General features: G+C 64.5%; 12 protein-coding genes, 1 tRNA gene and 1 pseudogene. 9 read left to right on the forward strand and 5 right to left on the reverse strand.

Going from position 1 to position 23,885, the window contains the following annotated elements:
• Positions 1-86: 86 nt before the first annotated feature.
• Entirely contained in the window at positions 87-1,856 is a 1,770-nt protein-coding gene (locus WC585_RS07380; RefSeq protein WP_373257017.1) for a gamma-glutamyltransferase family protein, read from the reverse strand.
• A 159-nt stretch (positions 1,857-2,015) separates the two neighbouring features.
• On the opposite strand from WC585_RS07380, the gene WC585_RS07385 reads away from it, so the two are divergent.
• The 4 genes from WC585_RS07385 (at position 2,016) to WC585_RS07400 (ending at position 7,931) form a co-directional block, all read left to right on the forward strand.
• A tRNA-Arg gene (locus WC585_RS07385) sits at positions 2,016-2,092 on the forward strand.
• A 211-nt stretch (positions 2,093-2,303) separates the two neighbouring features.
• Positions 2,304-3,098, forward strand: a complete 795-nt coding sequence (locus WC585_RS07390) for an ImuA family protein (RefSeq protein ID WP_373257018.1) — start codon at positions 2,304-2,306, stop codon at positions 3,096-3,098.
• A complete protein-coding gene (locus tag WC585_RS07395; protein WP_373257019.1) occupies positions 2,983-4,569 on the forward strand; it encodes a DNA polymerase Y family protein in 1,587 nt (528 codons plus the stop codon). The genes WC585_RS07390 and WC585_RS07395 overlap by 116 nt, the downstream gene beginning before the upstream one ends.
• A complete protein-coding gene (locus WC585_RS07400) occupies positions 4,566-7,931 on the forward strand; it encodes an error-prone DNA polymerase (RefSeq protein ID WP_373257020.1) in 3,366 nt (1,121 codons plus the stop codon). Before WC585_RS07395 ends, WC585_RS07400 begins: the two co-directional genes overlap by 4 nt.
• Positions 7,932-8,168: 237 nt before the next feature.
• Here the strand turns inward: WC585_RS07400 and WC585_RS07405 are convergent.
• From WC585_RS07405 to WC585_RS07415, 3 genes and pseudogenes are all read right to left on the reverse strand, one after another.
• Positions 8,169-10,159 (reverse strand): annotated as a pseudogene (locus WC585_RS07405) (BCCT family transporter).
• Positions 10,160-10,393: 234 nt separating this feature from the next.
• A complete protein-coding gene (locus tag WC585_RS07410; RefSeq protein ID WP_373257021.1) occupies positions 10,394-12,838 on the reverse strand; it encodes an EAL domain-containing protein in 2,445 nt (814 codons plus the stop codon).
• Positions 12,839-12,840: 2 nt separating this feature from the next.
• A complete protein-coding gene (locus WC585_RS07415; protein WP_373257022.1) occupies positions 12,841-14,691 on the reverse strand; it encodes a FecR domain-containing protein in 1,851 nt (616 codons plus the stop codon).
• Positions 14,692-14,834: 143 nt separating this feature from the next.
• Here WC585_RS07415 and WC585_RS07420 point away from each other — a divergent pair, with 143 nt between their 5' ends.
• The 3 genes from WC585_RS07420 to WC585_RS07430 all read left to right on the forward strand — a co-directional run bounded on the left by WC585_RS07420 (position 14,835) and on the right by WC585_RS07430 (position 19,393).
• Positions 14,835-16,418: a ShlB/FhaC/HecB family hemolysin secretion/activation protein gene (locus WC585_RS07420; protein WP_373257023.1), complete on the forward strand. Its 1,584-nt coding sequence runs from the start codon at positions 14,835-14,837 to the stop codon at positions 16,416-16,418.
• 470 nt (positions 16,419-16,888) lie between these two features.
• Positions 16,889-18,874 carry a TadG family pilus assembly protein gene (locus tag WC585_RS07425; RefSeq protein WP_373257024.1) on the forward strand — a complete coding sequence of 662 codons (1,986 nt, stop codon included), beginning with the start codon at positions 16,889-16,891 and terminating at the stop codon, positions 18,872-18,874.
• 72 nt (positions 18,875-18,946) lie between these two features.
• The gene (locus WC585_RS07430; RefSeq protein ID WP_373257025.1) at positions 18,947-19,393 is read left to right on the forward strand and encodes a surface-adhesin E family protein; all 447 of its coding nucleotides are present in this window, start codon (positions 18,947-18,949) and stop codon (positions 19,391-19,393) included.
• Positions 19,394-19,402: 9 nt separating this feature from the next.
• Here the strand turns inward: WC585_RS07430 and gyrB are convergent, their stop codons facing one another.
• A complete protein-coding gene (gene gyrB / locus WC585_RS07435) occupies positions 19,403-21,853 on the reverse strand; it encodes a DNA topoisomerase (ATP-hydrolyzing) subunit B (protein ID WP_373257026.1) in 2,451 nt (816 codons plus the stop codon).
• A gap of 635 nt (positions 21,854-22,488) precedes the next feature.
• Between gyrB and WC585_RS07440 the strand changes: the two genes are divergently transcribed.
• On the forward strand, positions 22,489-23,553 hold the full coding sequence (locus tag WC585_RS07440; RefSeq protein ID WP_373257027.1) for a substrate-binding domain-containing protein: 1,065 nt from the start codon (positions 22,489-22,491) through the stop codon (positions 23,551-23,553).
• Entirely contained in the window at positions 23,553-23,885 is a 333-nt protein-coding gene (locus WC585_RS07445) for a hypothetical protein (protein WP_373257028.1), read from the forward strand. The genes WC585_RS07440 and WC585_RS07445 overlap by 1 nt, the downstream gene beginning before the upstream one ends.

The raw sequence follows: 23,885 nt of genomic DNA on the forward strand, positions 1-23,885 counted from the left end.
GGTCAGGGACTAGGGATTAGGGACCAGGGCAGATAGCCGAAGGCTCGGAACCCTGCTTGTCTTCCCTGATCCCTGATCCCTCATCCCTAAAACCTCGCCACCCCTTCCCGCCGGTCGTCCGCCCCGCCGTCCCAGCTCCAGCCGTCCGCACTCTGCCGCCATAGCCCGCCGTGCAGGCCGGAGTTCTCGCTGGCGTTGGGGCGGATGACGACGCCCTCAGCGGCCATCCCTTCGCGCACAGCCGCCGGGAATCGCTCTGTGTCCGCCCCGAACCCGTCGCCCTTGGCCACCAGATTGGGCAGGTCGAACGCCGCCTGAACCGGCAGGCCCCAGTCCAGCACGGCGATCAGCGCCTTGGCATTATAGGCGAGGATCGAGGAGCCGCCGGGCGACCCCAGCGCCCCGATCAGACGGCCGTGCCGGTCCAGGATGATCACCGGCGACATGGACGAACGCGGTCGCTTGCCCGCCGCCACCGCATTGGCCGCGGGCTGGCCGCCTTCGCGCAGCGGCTCGAACGAGAAGTCCGTCAGCTGATTGTTCAGAAAGAACCCCGCCGCCATCCGGCCCGAGCCGAAGATGCTCTCCACCGTCGTGGTCATGCTGACCGCATTACCCGCTGCGTCCACGACGACGAAATGCGAGGTGCCGGCCGGTTCGCGCGTGGCATCGGGCCCAGCGAAGACACCGCCCGGCGGCGTGCCCGCCTCGGCCGCGCCCGTCAGACCCACCGCCAGCGACGCGCGCTCGGCCACATAGCCGTCGTCCAGCAACCCCTGCACCGGCACACCCACGAAGGCCGGGTCGCCGACGTAGCGATCGCGGTCGGCATACATCACCCGCTGAAGCTGGGCGAAGGCGACCCAGGCGTCGGCATCCTCCGCCCCGCCATCGATCGCCGGTGTACGCTCCGCCATGGCCAGCAGTTGCAGGATCGCCACCCCACTGGACGGCGGCGGCGGCACACAGACCACATAGACCCGGTAAGGGCGGCACAGGGCCCCGCGTTCGATCGGCTGATACGCTGCGATGTCCGCCGTCGTCAGCGCCCCCGGGCGCGGCCCCTCGGCGAGGGTGGCGGCAATCTCCTCCGCAATGCGACCACGATAGAAGACCTCAGGCCCACCCGCCGCCAGTTCGGCCACCGTCTGGGCATATGCCGGGTTCTGCAGCACATCGCCCGCGACCAGCCGCTGGCCATCCGGTTTCGTAAAATAGGCATTGGCCCAGCGCGACCGCGCCTGACCGCGCGGCTGGGCGATCATGCCGGCCAGACGCGGACTGACCACAAAGCCCTCGCGCGCCAGGCGCTCGGCATCCCCGAACAGGGCGCTCCACGGCAGGGCACCATGCTCGGCCTGCGCCATGCCCAGCATCGCCACCACGCCCGGCGTGCCCGTCGATCGACCGCTCAGCACGGCGTCCCCGAAGCCCAACGGCTGGCCGTTCTCGTAGAACAGCCCCGGCGTCGCCGCCGCCGGGGCCGTTTCGCGCCCGTCATAGCTGGTGACCTCGCCCGTCTCCGCCTCGAACACCATCATGAAGGCCCCGCCGCCCAGACCCGACGACTGCGGCTCGACCAGCCCCAGCACTGCCTGCACCGCCACCGCCGCGTCGACGGCCGAGCCACCCTCGCGCAGGATCTTCATCCCCGCCTCGACCGCCAGCGGATTGGCCGCCGAAACGAACGGCCCGCGCGCCTGAGGCATGGCCGGGACAGAGGCAGCGTCCATAGCCGACGCCCGTCCTCCTCCGTCCTGAGCGGTTTGCCCGGCGTCGCTCGCACAGGCCACAAGCGCCAGTGTCAGGGCTGCGACAGCCAGTGGTCTGACCAGGCGGGAAAGGGAGGATGGCATCAGGCACTCGCGAAGACGACCGGGGAGGTTCGTCTCAACTTGACGCCTGCGCCTCGGCTTAGAAACCCCCGATCGAAACTTGCCGCGAAAACCGCGCTAAACCCCTTGCCCCCTGCCCACACCTCCGCTAGGAAGCCGCCTCGCCGTTCGCGGCCATGCGCGCCCGTAGCTCAGCTGGATAGAGCATCAGACTACGAATCTGAGGGTCGGACGTTCGAATCGTTCCGGGCGCGCCATTTTCTGATAAATAGCAGCAGCTTACCCGTGCTGATCAGTAGGCTGCTTATGTGGTCGGCTTGTAGCGAACCGACCGCCGCTCGCTTAATTTCCTGAAATTACAAAACGACCAGGCCTCGATTTGGGTCTGGTGCTTGCGCGCCAAGTTCTTGGCTCTTGACTCTCCATATCGAGAGAGAGGCATATGGAGGAACATAACAGGAACATGCGTTGTCTTCGGCCCTTCAGATCGACCAGTTGAAATCCCGCCTGGCCAAGCTGTCTCATCATGAGACCGGGCCCGAGCCGGGACGATTCACGCTCGGGATGGATCGTGTCGATGCGTATCTGGACCCCGGACCTTGCCTCTTCTGCCTCCACGACATTCATGCCGAAACCGCCGCCGATGCTGTGGCCGCCAATGCCTTTGCGCTGGGTCTGGCGTCTCGTGCGACAACGGAGAGGCCCCTGGCCTGGGTGGTTCAGGCATTGGCTTGCCAAGAAGCGGGGGCCCTGCATGGGCCGGGGCTGCACGAGTGGGGCTTGCGACCCGAGAACGTGCTGATCGTGCGAGTACGAGACGCTACGGCCATGCTGGCTGCGGGCGAGGAGGCCTTGAAGAGTGGGGCTGTCGGAGCCGTGCTGATGAGCGGTTGGGGCGAAGCCAAGGCCATGACCCTGACTGCCAGTCGGCGTCTGGCTCTGGCGTCACGGGCGGGGCGAAGCACAGCGTTCCTGGTCCGAGCGGCGGCGGCGGCTTTGCCCAGCGCGGCCGAGACCCGCTGGTCGGTGCGCGCGGCCCTGTCGACGGCGCTGGAGGCCGGGGCTCCCGGCCGCCCCGCCTTTGTCGCCGCCCTGACCCGCAGCCGACAGGGGGCCGCCCCCGCCAAATGGACGCTGGAGTGGGATCGTGAGACTCGCGCATTTGCAGAGCCCGCGCCGCTATCTGGCCGTCTGGTTTCCGTTCCTGTCGTCGGATCGGTTGGGTCGGGAGGAAGCGCGACAGGGTTTCGCCGAACCGGGTGAACGCGCCCCGCCAGACGCCGTCGTTCTGGTCGAAAAGGTCCGGGGCGCCCTGCGGCTCGCCGCCCTGAACCTGGAAGCCTGCGCCCTGGGACTGACGCGCGGCATGACCCTGGCCGACGCCCAGGCGCGGACGCCCGCCCTGCGCACGGTCGTGCATCGGCCCGACGCCGATGCGGCCCTGTTGACTCAGGTACTTGAGGATTTCGGGCGGTTCACGCCGATGGCGGCGATCGATGGCGACGACGCCCTGATCCTGGACGTCACCGGCTGCACCCATCTGTTCGGCAATGAGGCCGGGCTGGTCCGGGCGGTGGAAATGCGCGCCGCTCTCATCGGCCTGAGCGTCCGCACGGCCTTGGCCGGCACGCCCCAGGCCGCGCGAGCCCTGGCCCGGTTCGGACGGGGAGGAATCCTTGAAGGCGGTCAGGACGCGGCAGCCGTCCGAGCCTTGCCGATCGCAGCCTTGGAGCTGGACGAGAGGGAGCATCAGGCCCTGAATCGGGCGGGCCTGCGAACCCTGGGCGATCTGGACGACCGCCCGACCGCCTCCCTGGCCGCGCGGTTCGGGACCGACCTGCCGGTACGGCTGGCGCGTATCCTGGGCCGGGAGGACGTGCGGATCACGCCGCTGCGGCCGCCCCCGGCCTGCGTCGTTGATCGCATCCTGTTCGAGCCGATCACCCAGACTTCTGATGTCGAGGCGGTGATCGGTGACTTGCTGATCGAGGCCATGGCCTGGCTGGACCAGCGGCGGCAGGGCGGGCGGGCGTTCGCGGTGGCCTTTTTCCGCATCGATGGGGCGACCCGGCGGATCACAGTGCGAACCGGGCAGGCGACGCGCGACGCCACCGGGGTGATGCGGCTGTTCAAGGAAAGGCTGGCGGCTCTGGCCAGTCCGCTCGACCCCGGCTTCGGGTTCGACCAGTTGCGCCTCTCGGTTCCTGTCACCCAAGCTATGGCGTCAACGCAGACGAGGCTCGAAGCCAAGCCGCCAGATCGCAATGGGACGGGTGCCGAAAACTTGGACCGGCTGATCGACCGACTAACAGCGCGTCTGGGGCCAGAAGCGGTTAGCCGGTTCGAACCGGTGGAGTCGCATCTGCCTGAACGCGCCACGCGTCTGGTCTGGGCTGGGCGTCGCCGGGGCGAGACCACCTGGCCCGCGCGCGATCCAGAATCCCCGCCTCAACGCCCGTTGCAAATGTTCGATTCACCCCAGCCGATCGAAACCATCGCTCTGGCTCCTGATGGACCTCCGGCACGGTTTCGCTGGCGGCGAGTCACGCATCAGGTTGCACACGCAGAAGGTCCCGAACGCATCGGCGGCGAATGGTGGCGTCGGCCCGGACATCGCACGCGGGATTACTACCGCGTCGAGGACCATGAGGGGCGGCGATTCTGGCTGTTTCGTGCAGGCTTCTATGGCGAGGTTCCCGAACCGCGCTGGTATATCCACGGTCTGTTCGCATGACGGACGTCACTTCTTCCACCGCCTATGCAGAGCTGGCGGCAGCGAGCAACTTTTCGTTTCTACGTGGTGCCTCGCATCCCAAGTCGCTGGTTTTGAGCGCGATCCTGCGGGGCCACACCGGTTTGGGTCTGGCGGACAGGAATACGGTGGCGGGTGTCGTTCGAGCCTGGAGCGCGCTGAACACTCTGCGAGAGGAGGGATTGTCGCCACCCGAGAAAGTCCGCGACGGTGGCGGGCCGGGCGAGACCATCTTCGTCGAGGACACCATGAATGATCCGGCCCTATCAGACCTGGTAAAGGCGCGGGCACAGGATTTTCGCCTGCTGACGGGTACACGACTGGCCTTCAACGACGGGGCACCCGACATCGTCGCTTATCCCGAAGATCGGGCGGGGTGGGGGCGGCTGATGCGGTTGCTGACCCTGGGCAACCGCCGTGCTGTGAAGGGCCAGTGCGATATCGGCTTGGCTGACCTTCTGGCCGATTCGGAGGGGTTGCTGCTAATCGTCATGCCAGAGCGTCGTCTGGAGGGCTTGCCAACCATCCTGAAACGGCTGGAGGCGGCGTCGCCCGGTTCGATCTGGCTGGCTGCGGCGATGCTGCGACAGGGCGACGATCGGCGTCGTCTGGCGCGGTTAAAGGCGATGGCTCAGGCGGCCGATGTACCCCTGCTGGCGGTTAACGACGTGCTTTATCACGATCCGTCGGAGCGCGATCTTCAGGACTTGCTGACCTGTATCCGAGAGGGGGTAACGGTCGAGGCGGCGGGGCGACGGCTGCTGGCCAATGCGGAACGACACCTTAAAACCCCTGCCGAGATGAACCGGTTATTTGGGGATGCGCCCGAGGCCCTGGAACAGACGCAAGTTCTGCTGGCCCGCGCCCGGTTCGACCTGAAAGACCTGACCTACAATTATCCGCAGGAACCGACGCCGCCAGGTCGTTCATCGCAGGAGTATCTGGAGGAACTGACTTGGAGGCATGCCCAAACCCGGTATGCCGACGGCATTCCAGACAAGGTCGTCGACCTGTTGCACAAGGAACTGGCCTTCATCCAGGCTCAGAATTTTGCGCCTTATTTCCTGACCATCCACGACATCGTGCGGTTCTCTAATTCCAAGGGAATCCTGTGCCAGGGGCGAGGGTCTGCTGCGAACTCGGCGGTCTGTTATGTGCTGGGCATCACCTGCGTGGACCCGGCCGAGAACGACCTGTTGTTCGAACGCTTTCTGTCAGACCATCGAGGAGAGCCGCCCGACATAGATGTGGATTTCGAGCACGAGCGGCGCGAGGAAATTATCCAGCACATCTACGAGCGCTATGGCCGCCACCGCGCGGGCATCGCCGCCACCGTCATCCGCTATCGCCCCAAGAGCGCCATCCGAGAGGTGGGCAAGGTGCTGGGCCTGACCGAGGACGTGACCGCCCGCCTGGCCGCCAGTCAGTGGGGCAGCTGGGGAGCCGAGATCGGAGGCAAGCATGTTGAACAGGCCGGGCTGGACCCTGCCAATCCGATGATCGGGCGGGCGGTCGCCATGGCGACGCGGCTGCGGGGCTTTCCCCGCCACCTGTCCCAGCACGTCGGCGGCTTCATCCTGACCCAGGACCGGCTGGACGAACTGGTCCCCATCGGAAATGCAGCCATGCCGGATCGGACGTTCATCGAATGGGACAAGGACGATATCGACGACCTGCGGCTGATGAAGGTCGATGTGCTGGCGCTGGGGATGCTGACCTGCATCCGAAAGGCGCTGGACCTGATGCGCGATCACGAAGACGCGCCCTATGAACTGCACACCATCCCGACAGAGCAGATCGATGTCTACGATATGCTTTGTCGGGGCGACTCGATCGGCGTGTTCCAGGTCGAGAGCCGGGCCCAGATCAATATGCTGCCGCGCCTGAAGCCACGCACATTCTACGATCTGGTGATCCAGGTGGCGATCGTGCGGCCAGGGCCTATTCAGGGCGACATGGTGCATCCCTATCTGCGCCGGCGCGCCGGCGTGGAGGAGGCCGACTACTCAAAACCCGGTCCCGGCTACAATCCGGATGAACTGAAGGAGGTTCTTCACAAGACGCTGGGGGTGCCCCTGTTCCAGGAGCAGGCGATGAAGGTCGCCATGGTCGCCGCCGAGTTCACATCCCGGGAAGCCAACGGCCTGCGAAAGGCCATGGGCACCTTCCGGGGCGACGGAACCCTGTGGAAATACGAGGGCCGGATGGTCACTCGCATGGTCGAGCGCGGCTATGATCGCGCCTTCGCCCAGCGCTGTTTCGAGCAGATCAAGGGCTTCGGCTCATACGGTTTTCCGGAGAGCCATGCGGCCAGCTTCGGCAAGCTGGTCTACATCTCCTCCTTCATCAAATGCCGCTACCCGGCAGCCTTCGCCTGCGCACTGCTGAACTCCCAGCCAATGGGGTTCTATGCACCGGCCCAGATTGTGCGCGATGCCCAGGAGCACGGCGTCGAAATCCGGCCTATCGACGTCAATCTGAGCGACTGGGACAATAAGCTGGAGGGGCCACCGGGATCGCTGGCGCTGCGGCTGGGCTTTTGCCAGATCGACGGATTCCGCAAAGACTGGGCCAAGGCCCTGATGGCTGCCCGCAGCATTTTGTTCGAGGGCGTCGAAACCTTGGCTCGGCGCGCGACCCTGCCCGGCGCGGCGATGCGCAGACTGGCGGAGGCCGACGCCTTTCGCTCGATCGGCCTGGACCGACGCGAGGCCCTATGGGCCGTGCGCCGCCTGCCCGACGACGCACCTCTGCCGCTGTTCGCCGCGGCCGACGCACGCGAACTGGGCGAGGAGGCCGATGCCCGACTGCCCCTTATGGCTCTGGGCGAGCATGTCGCCGCCGACTATCAGACAACCCGCCTATCGTTGAAGGCGCACCCTATGGCGATCCTGCGGCCGATCTTTGCAGCGGAGACAATGCTGACCTGCGCCGAACTGGAAACCAAATGCAGCGGCACCAAGGTTCGCACCGCCGGCGTCGTCCTTGTCCGGCAGCGCCCGGGAAAGGGCAATGCCATCTTCATCACCCTGGAGGACGAAACCGGCGTCACCAACCTGGTTCTGTGGGCGCGAATGTTCGAAGAGTATCGAGGCGTCGTCATGGCTGCCCGGCTGATGGGCGTCGAAGGCGTGGTCGAGAAAAGCCCGGAGGGCGTCGTTCATCTGATGGCGCACCGGGTCTTCGATCGCTCTGCCGAACTGAACCGGCTATCGGACGGGCATTGCACGCAGATCACCCTTTGCCGCGCTGACGAAATCGTGCGTCCGCAGTATCCGCGCCACCCCGGCCACACGCATCCCCGTAACGCTCGGATAATGCCGGGATCGCGCGACTTCCATTGATGTCGCCGCGCGAGCGTGCCTCCAGCCGCTATCAGAAAGCCGACGAGATTTGTAACGCGCCTCGCCCTCCCTAAACCAGCGTCGGCTGTCACTGCCTAGGATGGCTGCGCCGAGAAGTTCCAGAAGCACTGCGGACGGCTGGATGAAGACATGTGCGCCGGTCAATGGAAGCCATCAGCGCCCATATGAACTCGCAGGCAGGCGCACACAGGGTTGAGGGGATCGGGTCCGTTTACATCAGACCGTCCGCCAGCGATGCAGATGGTCGAGGACATCGTTGACAATCTGCGTCTGGGTGAACCCCGTCACATCCCGGACGCGCGCGACATCGTCGGAACGCGCCGTCATGCGCCATTCCTTGGCACGGTGACGTTCGGGAGCCTCCAGTGCCGTCAGAGCAGGACGAGGTCGCTCACGCGCTTCGAGATGGTAGTGGAAGGCGGCACCGGCCCCTGAAGTGGCCAGAAGGGACAGGCCCGTTGCCTCGCGGCTAACCTCGGCCTCCAGACCCTCCGCCGCCAACCCTTGGCGCACGGTCTCAAGCGCTGGTGCGCCCACCTGATCAATCTGCCGTTCGATGTCACGTCGGGTGGCCGGAGACAGTATCCGCTTGAGCTTTTCTGCGAGGGGAGGGCCCTCGGTCTCGACGGTTCGGCCGGCGACGTCAGCGTTCATCTGTCGGACCAGCCCGGCTGCCAGGAGGATCATGATGACCGCAAACGGCAGGGCAGCCACCAGCGTCGCCGCCTGCAACGCACCCAGTCCTCCAGCGAGAAGCAACAGGGCCGCCGCCAGCCCTTCCAGGGAACACCAGTAGACCCGCTGCCAGCGCGGAGTGTCATCAGCCCCGCCGGACGCAATGGTGTCGATCACAAGGGAGCCCGAATCCGCCGATGTGACAAAGAAAACCGCCACAAGCGTCACCGCCAGCGTCGATGTAATCGCAGTCCCGGGAAGTTCTTCGAAGAAGCGGAACAGGGCGGTCGACAGGTCTGCGGTGACCGCATTCGAAATGGCACCGGCCGCGACGCCCATGTCGAGGCTGATGGCTGTGTTGCCGAAGACCGTCATCCACAGGAAGGTGAAGCCGGTCGGCACCAACAGGACGCCGATCACGAACTCCCTCACGGTCCGGCCGCGCGATATCCGGGCGATGAACATCCCCACGAAGGGAGACCATGCGATCCACCAGGCCCAGTAGAACAGCGTCCAGTTCGCCATCCACCCCCTGGGTTCATAGGCGTAGAGATTGAAGGTCCGGACGAAGAAATGGTCCAGATACAAGCCGAAATTCTGCACGAGTGCCTTGAGCAGGAAAGCCGTCGGCCCGAAGGCCAGCACGAACAGCATGAGCAGCACCGCCAAGACGAGGTTCAGCTCCGATAGTCGCCGAACGCCCTTGTCCAGTCCCGTGAGGACGGACGCGGTCGCCCCCGCCATCACCAGGACAATCAGTCCGACCTGCATCCACGGTGTGTTCGGCAGGCCCGTCAGATAGTTCAGCCCTGCATTGATCTGCGACACGCCAGACCCAGGGAGGTGGCAATGCCAAACAGAGTCCCGCAGATGGCGAACACATCCACCGCATCGCCGATCGGACCGTCGATCCTTTTGCCCAACAGCGGTGCCAGACCAGACCGTAGCGTAAGGGGCAGGCCTTTGCGGTGGGCAAAATAGGCGAGGCTCAGACCGACGAGCGCATAGATGGCCCAGGCGTGAACGCCCCAGTGGGTGAAGGTGATCACCATCGCCTCGCGCGCCGCGTCGAAGGTCTGGGTCTGGGCTTCCGGAGGGCTGGCGTAGTGCTGGATCGGTTCGGCAACCGCAAAATACATCAGGCCGATGCCCATGCCTGCTGCGAAAAGCATCGCCAGCCATGAGAGGTAGGGGAAGTCGGGTTCCGAGTCGTCCGGACCGAGCTTGAGCGCTCCGGTCGGGCCGAAAGCCAGAAACAGGACGACCATCAGAAAGCCGGCCACCGAGGCGACATAGAACCAGCCGAACGTCTCGATCACCCATCCCTGGGCCGCCTGAAACAGGCGGTCGGACTCTCCGGGAGCAGCAATGGCTACAGCGAGCAGGAGCCCGATAATCAGGCTCGCGCCCCAGAAGACGCGTGGGTTCATCTTGGTTCTAGGCATGGTCCTATAGTGTGACATCTGGCCCAAGGTTTCCACCGCAGCCGAAAGGCCCTGGCCGATACGGCGTGGACCCTGCTTCAGGTGCATGAAGTGGCCAGCCCATCGTTCGGAAAGCCTTATGGTGTCGCCCGGTTCTTATGAGAGGCCCCTCCCATGCCGGCTTGCTTCAGGACACGGCGAACGAGTTGACGGCCTCCCGATATTGGTAAGGGCTCCCCGAATATCTTCTGCCTGACTGTGTCGAACTGCTGGTCTTCCTCACTGGTCAAGTCCGAGAAGGACTGACGCTACCGGTCTTCTCCGGGAGCGCGGCCGTGCAATTCATAAAGCCAGCGACTGTTTCGAGCGTTCGGGATTGAGAGAAACAACGTCAGCCTTGTGGTCCGGCCAGCTCTCTGAAAGGGCAGATCGGCTGTGCTCTACGAAGCTTTGAAGCTTCGCGAGCGGCAGCGGCCTCGATACCCAGTAGCCCTGGATGACGTCGCATCCGAGAAGCGTCAGGCACGAGGTCAGTTCTTCGGTCTCCACGCCTTCGGCTACAACAGACATGCCGAGACCATGTGCCAGATCGACCGTGGATTTCAGGATGAGGCGGTCCCGCTGGCTGTCCAGCGCATCGACGACGAGTGAACGGTCGATCTTCAGCTCGTCCGCATTGAGCATCTTCAGATAGCTGAGCGACGAGAGGCCCGAGCCGTAGTCGTCGATCGAAATCTTGATGCCCGCTGCCCGGAAGGCAGCAAGGGCCTGTTTGGCCAGACCGGGCTGCTGAATCACGGCCGTTTCGGTGATCTCGAAACACAAAGCGGCTCCGGATGTCCCGACCATGTCGAGGACCCTGGCCTGGAAGGCCTGATCCGCAAGCAGACGCCCGGAGATGTTCAGTGCGATGACAAGGTCCTGCCCGCCCAGGCGGAGCACTGCGTGATCCGTGAGTGCCTGCGCGATGCTCCATTCGGTCAGGACACGGATCTGGCCGGTATCCTCGGCGATAGGGATGAACAGATCGGGAGAGACAAAGCCGCGTTCTGCATGCCGCCAGCGACAGAGGGCCTCGACCGATCGGATCACACCATCGGCAGTGCTCATCTTGGGCTGGTAATGGAGCGAGATGTCCCCGGCGGCGATCGCCTCGCGCATCTCTGACATCAGGGCCAGATTGTTTTCGGGCGTGCCCTGCCCGTCATCGTCATAGACCACGCCGCGATCGTCCGAGGCACGGGCGGAGTTGAGTGCGGCCGTCGCGCGCTCCACCAATGCCTCTGATTCCAGCTGACCGCCTCGTTCGAGAGCCGCACCCAGGCGAAGGAAGATGTCGATGGAATGATCCCCGACGACGAAGTTGGTCTCAAGTCCCTTGAGCCGTGTAAGCAGTTCGGCGAGGCCGGTTGCGCTCAGATCCGTTCTCGCGAACGCAAGGACAGAGCTGGAAAGCTGGGTCACCCCGCCGGTGGCACCGAAGGCTTCCAGCCGGGCCGCGAGCTGGACCAGCACGGCGTTGGCGACGTTATAGCCCACCACGCCCCGCATCTCGGCGTGTCGCTCCACCCCTACGGTAATGACGGCAAGCTCTGCATCAGACGAGGCCGCCCAGGTGTCGCCGATGATCTTCAGCAGGGCCCGGCGGTTGGGCAACTCGGTTTCCGGCTCGTGCATGGCCAGGTGCAGCAGGCCCGCCTCGCGCTCGGCGACGATGGCCCGCTCGCGCCGTTCCAGCTCGACGCGTGTGCCCCAGATGGCAAACAGAAGCTGCGTCAGCATCAGTGGGGCAGGGTTCAGGCTGATCGGAGAGACTGCCTGAAGCACCACGGGCCCGATCAGGATGGCTGCTGCAGCCAGGGCATGGACCTGGACCAGTCGATGGAGCGATGCCCCGCCGTCGCGTCGCGGCAAGAGGAGGGCACCCACAACAAGGCAGAGCGCGAGCAGAAGGCCCGGGTGAAGCCCCACCAGAGCCCGGCCGCCAATCAGGCTCTCGTAAGCGAGGCCATGGATGTAGACGCCTGGAATGAGACCCGCCGGCGTGGCGAACTCGTCCCCAAGTTCGACGGCAGTCGCGCCGATGAGTACGACCCGGCCCGAAACCAGCGTCCTGTCAAAGTCGCCGGCCAGAACGTCCTCGAAGCTCAGATGCGAAATCGTCCGGTGGTCGACCCCGAAATCGATATCGAAGCTGGTTCCGCCACTGCGTCCTGCGACGACCGCCGCCAGCGACGGCTGGGATGCTCCCGATGGTGTGACGTCATAGCTTCTGACCTTGCCGTCCACATCGACAGGTACATTCACAGACGCCAGCAGCGCATCCTGGCGAAGGCTGGGGATGGGCGTGTTCTCGCCGACCGCGCTGTCCCTCGATCCGTAGGATTCCTTCTGGAGGAAGTTGGCCAGAACCACCTGTCCCGGATGACGCGAGACTGCGGCCGCCAACTCGGCGTCGGCCGCCGTTTGCGAGGGTGCGCTGAAATCCACGTCGAACGCCACCAGGGTGGCTCCTGCCTCGACCAGATTGTCGATCGCGGTCGCATACCGCTGCCGGTCCCAGGGCCAGGCTCCCGCCGCCTGAAGGCTGCGCGAGTCGATCTCCACCACAGTGAGGGTCTGGCTGGCCTCGCGGTCAGTCAGCCTGAAGCGAACGCCCGCCAAGGCGTCGCTGACGGGGCGCAGAAACCCCGACAGCAAAGCCATCGACACCACCACGATGATCAAGGTGGCCCAGAACAGGTTGACCGAGCGAACTCCGAACTCTCTTCCCGCGACGGTAATCAAGATCAGTCGTCCCCATCATCGTCGTCGTCGTCGGAGCCACCGCCCCCACGGCCGCCGCCGTTGCCGCCGTCGTCGTCATCATCATCGTCGTCATCGGAGCCTCCGCCCCCACGGCCGCCACCGTTGCCGCCGTCGTCGTCGTCATCGTCGTCGTCGTCATCGGAGCCACCGCCACCGCGACCGCCACCGTTGCCGCCGTCGTCGTCGTCATCGTCGTCGTCGTCATCGGCGCCACCGCCTCCACGGCCGCCGCCGTTACCGCCGTCGTCGTCATCATCATCGTCGTCGTCGGAGCCACCGCCTCCATTGCCGCCACCGGAGTTGCCGCCACCGTTTCCGGGACCACCGTTGCCGCCGCCGTTTCCGGGACCACCATTGCCGCCATCGTCGTCGTCATCGCCGTCGTCGTCGGAGCCACCGCCTCCATTGCCGCCGCCGTTGCCGCCGCCGTTTCCGGGACCGCCAGGTGTGCCGGGGCCTCCATTGCCGCCGCCGGAGTTGCCACCGCCGTTGCCGGGACCGCCAGGTGTGCCGGGACCACCGTTGCCGCCGCCGTTTCCGCCCCCGTTACCGGGGCCACCGGGCGTGCCGGGACCACCATTGCCGCCATCGTCGTCGTCATCGCCGTCGTCGTCGGAGCCACCGCCTCCATTGCCGCCGCCGGAGTTGCCACCGCCGTTGCCGGGACCGCCGGGCGTGCCGGGACCGCCGTTGCCGCCGCCGGAGTTGCCACCGCCGTTGCCGGGACCGCCGTTGCCGCCGCCGTTGCCGCCCCCGTTACCGGGACCGCCAGGCGTGCCGGGACCACCATTGCCGCCATCGTCGTCGTCGGAGCCACCGCCTCCATTGCCGCCACCGGAGTTGCCGCCACCGTTTCCTGGACCCCCAGGTGTGCCGGGGCCTCCATTGCCGCCGCCGTTGCCGGGTGCACCGGAGCCGGAGTCATCATTATCACCCGGATTGTCGGATCCGGCTCCGCCACCCGGCAGGCCGGGAGGAGGACCCTCACCTGCATTTCCGTTCCCGCTCCCCGAAGGGCTATTGCCCCCGTTGCCGCCCCCCCCGGAGTTTGCGCCCGCACCGCTATTTCCCGTACCCGCTGCGTTCGATCCTCCACCGGCACTGGCGACGGAACTGCCGCCAGGGGTGCCGGTATTACCGGTAGTGCCGCCGGTGGGGCTTGATGTTGGGGGCAGCGACGCCAGAGTCGCCGGAGGGTTCTGTACCAGGCCGCCAGTCACTTCCTTGAAGTCGATGGGAGCCAGCGCCACAACGGGGCCTGTGACGACCACGTTTGCCGAAGGGGCTGTGATCTCAACCGAATCCGGCTGGGTGCGCGATACGACACCGGTCGCGCCCGGGCCCACATCACCTCCAGCGTTGCCGCTGATCGCCCGCACTTCGACCAGGCCTTCGGACACGTGCACCCGGTCGCCCTGCGAGTCGACGCTGACAGTGAAGGTCGTGCCTTTAACGACGGCGGCGAGAAGGGGGGTTTCGACGCGGAAATGCTGTTGTCTTTGTCGATCCACTTGGAAAAGCGCCGACCCGAGATCCTGAAGGATACGGGTCATGCCACGCTGCTCTGCCGCCAGGGTCGTGCGGCTGTTCGGCCCGACGACAATGCGCTGATCGCCGTTGGTAATCACGGCCCGACCGTTACCGCCCGTCGTCACACTGGTTCCGATCGGAAGCATCTGGCCGACAACGCCTGGGGCGATGGCCCGCGCGGGTACTGCCACCCGGACGCCGCCGCTGACTTCACGCAGCCGCCAGTCGGCAGCCCAGGCTGATGTTGGGCCGAAGATCAGAAGTATGGCCAGTGTGACCACGATTAACTTGAGTTTTACCACGTCCAGAACCCTCGGCGCACTATTTTACGCAGTCACTTTTACCCTCGCTTAGCTACGAGGCCCTTAAGCGGCAGACTTAATCTGAACTTAATCATGCATCGGTATGATCAGGACTGTCCAGTTTGTGTCCGGAAGCCGACATAGTGCCCAGTTATTTGCGTTTTACTTGTCGTCTATTGCAAAAAGCCGCGATTTTCGCAGCTCTTGTGGCAGGAGGCGCTCTATCGGGCGCGGCTGTGGCATCAGACGTTCCTGAATGTGAGCAGGCCTGCTTTGTCCTGACGGGCGTTCAGCTACAGGGTGTCTCAGCCTTCCCTGCGTCAGAGCTGGCCTACACCTATGAAGACTATCTGACGCGCCCGGTCGCGGTTGAAGACCTGGTGAAGGTCGCCGCTTCCATTACCGATCACTATCGCGCCGAGGGCTATTTCCTGACGCGCGCCGCCGTGGCTCCACACGATGGCGTAAGCGGCCTGGCGACGATCGTCGTTTACGAAGGCTACATCGACGAGGTCATTGTTGAAGGGTCCGATCCTTCGACTATCCGAGCCCTTGTTGGCCCGTTGGGGCGACGCGACCCCACGACGATTGCCGAGCTTGATCGTCGGCTGACGCTGGCCGCCGATCTGCCCGGTTATTCCCTGGAGAGTCGGATCGAACCTGTGCTGGGTGATCCAGCTGGCCATCGGCTTGTCGTGACGCCGGAGTTTGAAAGATACTCGGCTTACGCCCGCGTCACCAACCGCGGATCCGATACGCAAGGTCCATGGCAGGTCTATGTTTCCGCTGCGGCGAACTCGATAATCGCAGATGGCGACCAGATGACCCTGGCCGCGTCGACGACCCCTCAAAACCCCGACGAACTGACATCGGCCAAGTGGGGCTACTCTCTGCCACTGAGTGATGGACGTCGTCTTGAAGCCGGGGTCTCAGGCTACACCACAAATGCCAAGCCCTCCTCGACAAACGGCCGCCTCAGTGGGCAGAGCGTCGAAGTCTGGATGAACCTGGCCCAACCGCTGATCCGCAAACGCAAGCAGAGCCTGTGGCTCAATACGAGCCTTGATGTTCGAGAGAAGCAGCAGACCTATGCCCAATCGGGTCGCGCTGATGAGACATTGGCGGTCGCGCGGGCATCCTTGTTTGCCTGGCAGCGGTTTGCCGACGGATATCTGTCCAGCAGCCTGGAAGTCTCGCAGGGCCTGGAAGCATTTGGAGCAACGGTGGGGAACGCTCCCAACCTCTCCCGCAGCAACGCAGATGGCATCTTCACCAAGCTCAATGCACGAGTTTCGGGCTACACCGACGTCTGGCGCTTTCTCGGCATCTACGCCGAGGTTTCGGGACAGTGGTCCAACGATCCGCTTCTGAGCTCGGAAGAGTTTTCCGTGGGTGGACCGACCTACGGCCGCGCCTACAACTATGGCGAGGTCAGCGGGGACATGGGGGCGGCGGCCGCGATCGAACTTCGTGCAGGATGGGACCCTGACTTTGCCCCGGTCAGTTTCTTCCAGACCTACGCCTTCTACGATGCGGCCTCGGTTTCCAACTATACGCGTACCGGCACCCGCTCCAACGAGTTGTCCTCTGCCGGCGTCGGCGTGAGGGTCACGTTCAAGGACAGAACGACCTTCAGGGCCGAGCTCGCCAAGCCTCTCGACTGGGTCCCCTATACAGAGACTGACAATGACTGGCGGGTCTTTGTCACGCTGTCGAGACAGTTCTGACTTTTCGAGTCCAGGCAGGACAGGACCCGGCGTCCAATCCTTTTCAGCCTTGATCGCCCAGCTTGGTGTCGATGAACGGATAGCCCGGCGCAAGCCGTGTCCGGTCAGAGTTCTGTTCCAGGCCGGAACAGGCGCGTTCGATTCAGGAGGCGGCCCCCCCCCCGGCATGCCAACTCGGCCGCAGGCCGGTACGGATCAGGGACCGGCCCGTGTTCATTCTGCGCCGGACCTTATGAACCGGCATAGGTATATTGCCGACTGTTTTCAGGTTGATAGCCTGCCTTGCGTGAGCAGGACGAATGACCTCCAGCGGGTCGGCCTGGATTATTTTCGCCCGCCTTCACGCACACTTAACGCCAAGGTTGCATAGTGACCTCTCGTTTAGGGAGAAGGCCATGCGTGGACGACTCAAGCGACCTCATAGGTCTGAGCGAGGCTCGGCTGCAGTCGAGTTCGCAATGGTTGGACCCTTGTTCATCCTGCTCTTGATTGGTTCAGTCGTTTACGGCGGCTGGATGTGGATGGCGCAGGGGGTCCAGCATCTGGCGGCCGAAGGTGCAAGGGCGGCGATTGCAGGTATCGACGTAGACGAGCGCGATACATTGGCACGTTCTGCCGTGTCCGGCTCGCTGGACGGCGCTACAATCCTCGACCCCGAAGCGGTTCAGGTTGAAGTGACCAGCGATACGGGAGCAATCCGGGTCACCATAACCTATGACGCATCCGGCCATCCGCTGATGGCGCTGGCAAGGCTTGTCCCGTCGCCCCCCCCGCACTATCCGCCGAGAAGCGGTGATCCGTACAGGAGGCTATTGATGCGTCCGCGATGCCAGTCCCTCCGGCGGTGCCGCAAGGGGGGAATCGCCACCATGGCGGCTGTGGGGGCGGGCCTTGCCTGTTTGCTGGCAGCAGTCGTCATCGACGGTGGCTCTATAGCGCTGGCTGCACGACGGGCCCAATCGGCGGCAGACCTCAGCGCGCTGGCGGCCGCGCGCGACCTTGCTAACGCCGAGCAGGCTGCGGAAGCCACAGCAAAGGCCAACGTCGGACTAGACTTGCAGATCATGACTGCAACAGGGGTCTATGCCCCGAACGCTTCGCTTGCGCCGAATGAAAGATTCATTCCAGGCGACACAGACGCCAACGCCGCGCAGGTAACAGTCACTATGCCTGCTCAAGTCTGGTTCTCACGATGGCTTTTGGGCAAGGATCGGGTCGAGGTGAAGCGGACAGGCACTGCAGCTGTTCGTTCTGCCGAGCCCATGGCCACGCTGTCCATAGGTTCGCGCTTGGCCGCGCTGGATGGGGGCTTGGCAAACCAGGTGCTGAGCGGGCTTACCGGCAGCCAGGTCTCGCTGAGCCTGATGGACTATCGGTCTCTGGCGGATGTGAATGTCGACCTGCTGGGCTTTACGGACGCCCTGGCGACACATGCCGGCGTGACGGTGGGAGACTACGAGACCTTGCTGGCCCAGGACGTCGATGCAGGAGACGCCTTGCGCATTCTCGAGACCCTGACGGATGGAGCGGACAGTGGGTTGAACCGACTGGCGCGTGCGGCAGATGGCCAAAGATTTCAGGTCGGCCAGTTGATCGGGGCGGAAGCAGGCGCTGAACAAGGGCTGCGAGGCGGACTGGAGGTTGCCGTGTCGGCTCTGGACCTGGCCAATGCCGTATTGGAGCTCTCCAGTGGCGATCGACAGGTCGCGCTTGATCTGGGAGCCAGGGCCGGGCTGGCTGATCTGGACGTCTGGCTGGCCATCGGGGAACGGCCGAACCGATCGCCCTGGCTGGCGGTGGCCAAGTCGGGCCAGCCCATCATCCGTACAGCCCAGGCGCGGCTTTATATCGAAGCAAGGACGAGCCAGAGTTTGTCAGGACTGGCCCAGGTCAAGGTGCCCCTGTTGGTCGAGCTGGCATCGTCGGAGGCGCGACTGGAGGCGATAGACTGTGAGGGCGCTCGATCGGTGCGTTTGGGCGTCCGGCCAGGCGTAGCAAGGGCGCGGATCGGCACGACCAGCATTGCCGCCCTCGATGACTTCAAGGCCGCGCCTGCCGTGCAGGCGGCGTCTCTGGTGAACGTTGCCGGTCTGATCGTCATCAAGGCGGCAGCGGATATTGAAGCGGCGGATCAGAGCTTCAAGCCAATGACCTTCAGCGATGCCCAGATCACGAGCCAGACGCCGCAAACCGTAAAATCGACCGGCTTCACGTCCGGCCTTGTGTCCTCGTTGCTGGGCAGAATGCAACTGGATGTAAAGGTCGTCGGACTGGGTTTGGGGCTGGGTAATCTGACCCAGTCTCTGAGCGGGTTGCTGTCACCTCTGGGGCCGGTGCTGGACGGCGTAGTCAACGGTGTTCTCGACACTCTTGGCCTGTCATTTGGCGAGGCCGATGTGACCGTCCACGGGGCAACCTGCCCGATCGATGGCGGCGCGGCCTATCTGGTCGGCTGACGCCTTGGGGCTACATCCTCTTGCCAAGGCACGAATGTAGCGCATGATATCTCCGGGAACGGGGAGATTGTCATGAGAGTGTCGCTACTTTGCGGAGCGTTTCTTCTGGTCTGTGCGGGGCCGGTTATGGCCGAGAACTGGAATTCCGTATCACGCAGTCCGAACAACGCATTCATGATCGAGGTGGACAGCATCGTGGTGACCGGTGACGTCACGATCGTGTCGGTGGCGACTGTACCGCGTAGTGGCGACGCGACTGACTACAGTCATTCTATCGAGACCTACGAGTTCAACTGCAATGCCGGTCAGTGGCGGACTGCGGGCATCGTCGAATATGGCGAAGACGGATCCGAAGCAGACCGCGTTCCCGAAGAAGGCGGCAGCTGGGTGCCGATCCGCGCCAACACCCTGCCCGAATACCTGAAACAGATCGCCTGTGACGGAATGCGCGCCGCCCCACCAACATGGACCTCGATCAAAGCCTTCGTCGACGCGGGGCGCGTACTGCCACCGATCTAGCCAACAGCATCAGGCGTCGACGGCGGCGTCCAGGGCGTTGGCCTGGATGAACTCGCGACGCGGCTCGACCACGTCGCCCATGAGCTTGGCGAACAGGTCGGAGGCATCCTCCTGATGCTCGACCGACACCTGCAACAAGGTGCGGGCGTTGGCGTCCAGGGTGGTCTCCCACAGCTGTTCGGGGTTCATCTCGCCCAGGCCCTTGTAGCGCTGGATGGCCAGACCCTTCTTGCCAGCGTCCAGGACGGCCTCGAGCAGGTCGAGCGGACCGCGAATGGTCACGGATTTATCCTTGCGGCGATAGACCGACGGGGTCGAGAACAGGCCGTCGAAAGCGACCGAGCGCTCGGCCAGCCGGCGTGCATCCTGGGACCGGATGAGGGCTTCCTCCAGCACGATCCGTTCGGTGACGGCGCGGCGCACACGTTCAAAGACCACGGCTCCCTGGGCACCCGGTGCGCCGGACCAGTCGCCGTCACCCTCTTCGGCATAAAGGTTCAGGCGAGCCGCCGCCTTGGCCGGATCGGCAGCGTCTTCATCGAACAGACCAGCCAGTGCGGCCTGTTCGACCGCGAAGGCGGGGGCGCGCTGCGACAGGCGATCAACACCGGCCTTGAAGGCCTTGGCTTCGCGTACCAGGGATTGCAGGTCCATGCCGGTTCGGCGCTCGCCCGTCGGCAGATCCAGTTCCGCCTCGGATGAGCCCTCCTCGATCAGATAGGAGTCCATTTCGGACTGGTCCTTGAGGTAGCGCGACTGCTTGCCCTTGGAGACTTTATAGAGCGGCGGCTGGGCGATGTAGACGTGACCGCGCTCAATCAGCTCGGGCATCTGGCGATAGAAGAAGGTCAGCAACAGGGTCCGGATGTGGGCGCCGTCGACGTCGGCGTCGGCCATCAGGATGATCTTGTGATAGCGCAGCTTGTCGGCGTTGAAGTCGTCACGGCCGATGCCCGTGCCCAGCGCCAGAATGAGCGTCCCGATCAGTTCGGACGACAGCATGCGGTCAAACCGCGCCCGCTCGACGTTCAGAATCTTGCCGCGCAGAGGCAGGACGGCCTGGTTCTCGCGGTTGCGAGCCTGTTTGGCAGAGCCGCCGGCGCTGTCGCCCTCGACGATGAACAGTTCGGACTTGGCCGGATCGCGTTCCTGACAGTCGGCCAGCTTACCGGGCAGGCTGGAGATTTCCATGGCCGTCTTGCGGCGCGTAAGGTCGCGCGCCTTGCGGGCGGCCTCGCGGGCGGCGGCGGCCTCGATGATCTTGGCGACCACCTGTTTGGCTTCGGCAGGGTGTTCTTCGAACCATTGCGACAGGCCCTCGGAGCACAGACCCTCGACGGCCGGGCGGACTTCGGACGAGACCAGCTTGTCCTTGGTCTGGGAGCTGAATTTGGGGTCCGGCACCTTGACCGACAGAACGCAGGTCAGGCCCTCGCGGGCGTCCTCGCCACTGACGGAGACCTTCTCCTTCTTGGCGGCACCGGCGGCGTCGATATAGCCACCCATGACGCGGGTCAGGCTGGCCCGGAAGGCCGACAGGTGGGTGCCTCCATCCCGCTGGGGGATGTTGTTGGTGAAGCACAGCATGGTCTCGTGGTAGCTGTCGTTCCACCACAGGGCCAGATCGATCTCGATCCCTTCCTTCTTGCCGCGAATGACGATGACGTCCTTCAGGATCGGCGACTTGGACTTGTCCAGGTGGCGCACGAAGGCCTCGACGCCGCCTTCGTAGTGCAGGATTTCCTCGAAGGGTTCGGCCCCGCGATCGTCGCGCAGCTTGATCACAACGCCCGAGTTCAGGAAGGCCAGTTCGCGCAGGCGGTGTTCCAGCGTCTTCAGGTCGAAGTCGATGTGGCTGAACGTCGTCACCGACGGATAGAAGGTGACCTCGGTGCCCGACAGGGGCTGGCCCGCCTTGTCGCCCGTCTCGCGGATGGGGGCGTCGCCGGTGATGACCAGGCTTTCGACCGTGTCGCCGCGCTCGAACTTCATCTCGTGGCGCTTGCCGTTGCGATAGATTTTCAGCTTCAGCCAGTCGCTGAGCGCGTTGACGACCGAGACGCCCACGCCGTGCAGGCCGCCGGAGACCTTGTAGGAGTTCTGGTCGAACTTACCGCCCGCGTGCAACTGGGTCATGATGACCTCAGCGGCAGAGACGCCCTCTTCGCCGTGGATGTCGGTCGGGATGCCGCGACCGTTGTCGGTGACGGTCACCGAGCCGTCGGCATTCAGAATGACCTGAACCAGATCGGCGTGTCCGGCCAGGGCCTCGTCGATGGCATTGTCGACCACCTCATACACCATGTGGTGCAGGCCCGAGCCGTCGTCGGTGTCGCCGATGTACATACCGGGCCGCTTGCGAACGGCGTCCAGCCCTTTGAGGACCTTGATGGAATCGGCGCCGTAGGCGGCCTCCTCGGCGGTATCGACGTTGCGCGCGGTCTCGGTGTTTTCGGTCATCTATTCGGTCGGTGAAACGCCCCTGATCGGGGCCTCTGAAGGCGGCGGCCAAACCGCCTTGGACGGACTGTTTTCGGGTCACGAATCCGATCCGCGCCACATACCCATATATATAGGAATCTGCGCGTGAATTGCGAGCAAAAGCGGGACTGCACAGGTATGGCTATTCGCTGTCCGCAAGAGCTTAGCCCTTGACGGGTGGGATGGGCCGGCAGGTTGCCGCCCCCGTCACCTGCAGATCGTTCGAAGACGGTTTCCGATACCGTACCGTCTCGACTTCACGATGTGTTTGACCGGGTGACTGTCGGCTCGGAGGCTCGTCGAATCCGGTCTCCGGACGCATGGGCTCCCGGCGGCATTTCCTGTCGCTTCGGACCACGCAGGCCATGCGCGTGCTCGCGACCTGAAGGCGGACGTTGGTGTGATGATCGTACAGACGGATCGTTGCCGATTAGTCGACACTTTTAAAACGTCTCCTCACGACCATCGTCTGACAACCGTGCGAATTACGTACCCGGTCTTCGTCCTAGCGGGCAGAGTCCTCCCTCCATGCACAAGGAACATCTTGGCTTCCCTTTCGTCCAACCGTCACAATCCTCTGTTCTAAGCGCCACGAACCTTACGGAGCTGTTCTCATGACCCGCACCCTTCTCGCCGCTGCCTCGGCCCTCGCCCTTCTGACCCTTGGCGCATGTGGAGACGGCGGGGCGGGGTCGCAGACGGCGCGGTCGGGCATCTGGGCGGCAGGCTCCTCGACGGTCTTCCCGTTCACGACCCGCGTGGCCGAAAACTATGCCCGCATGTCGGGTGGCGCGGCGCCGCGCGTCGAATCGCTGGGCACCGGTGGCGGCATTCAGGCCTTCTGTCAGGGCATCGGCCCGGCCACGCCCGACATCGCCAATGCCTCGCGCCAGATGAAGAAGTCCGAGTTCGACATGTGTCAGGCCAATGGCGTGACCGAAATCATCGAGCTGAAGATCGGCTATGACGGCCTGGTCATCGCCACGGCGCTGAACGCGCCCGACTATGGTTTTGAAGGTGACGACCTGTATCTGGCGCTGGCCAAGGAAGTTCCGGGACCGAACGGCACCTATGTCGCCAACCCCAACGTCAACTGGAGCGACGTGAACCCCGGCCTGCCGTCGACCCGCATCATGGTCTATGGCCCGCCGCCCACCTCGGGCACGCGCGATTCCTGGGTTGAGCTGGCCATGGCTCCGTCGGCCGAGGCGATCCCGGCGCTGGCGGCCCTGGCCGAAAGCGATTCCGACCGGTTCGAGACCCTGGCCCATACGCTGCGTGAAGACGGCGGCTGGATCGATTCCGGCGAGAACGACAATGCCATCGTCCAGACGCTGAGCCGGACGCCCGGCTCGACCGGGGCCTTTGGCTATTCCTTCCTGGAGCAGAACTCCGACTCAGTGAAGGCGCACAGCGTCAATGGCGTGATGCCCACGCTGGATACGATCGCCTCTGGTGAATATCCGATCTCCCGCTCCATGTTCATCTATGTGAAGAAGGCCCACGTCGGCGTGACGCCGGGCCTGGAGCAGTTCGTGCAGGAATATCTGTCGGACGCCTCGGCCGGTAGCGGCGGCTATCTGCAGGACCGTGGCCTGGTGCCGCTGCCCGCCGACCAACTGGCCGCACAGCGCGCGATCGCTTCGGCTCTGACGCCGATGACGGCCCCGGCGAAGTGATGTTGGTCGTCGCGGCATTGCTTAGCCTTGTCGGCAGTCAGGAGGCTGCGCCCACGCCTCTGACTCCCTTCAGGGACGTGCCATGGACCCGCAGCCCGCAGGTCGAATACCCGGCGGCTGCGCTGTCGCGAGGGGTGGATCGTGGTGTGGTGACGATCGACTGTGCTGTCGAGACGACGGGCGCGTTGTCGGACTGCCGGACCACCGAGGATCAGCCGGCCGAGCTGGGCTTTGGGCGAATGGCTCTGTCGGCCATGCGTCAGGCCCGGGTGGACACCGCGCGCTGGACCCTGCCGCGGGTCGCGGTGCGGCTGTCGTTCGTCTCGAACTAG

The sequence above is a fragment of the Brevundimonas sp. genome (assembly GCF_041648055.1).
Lineage (GTDB): Bacteria > Pseudomonadota > Alphaproteobacteria > Caulobacterales > Caulobacteraceae > Brevundimonas.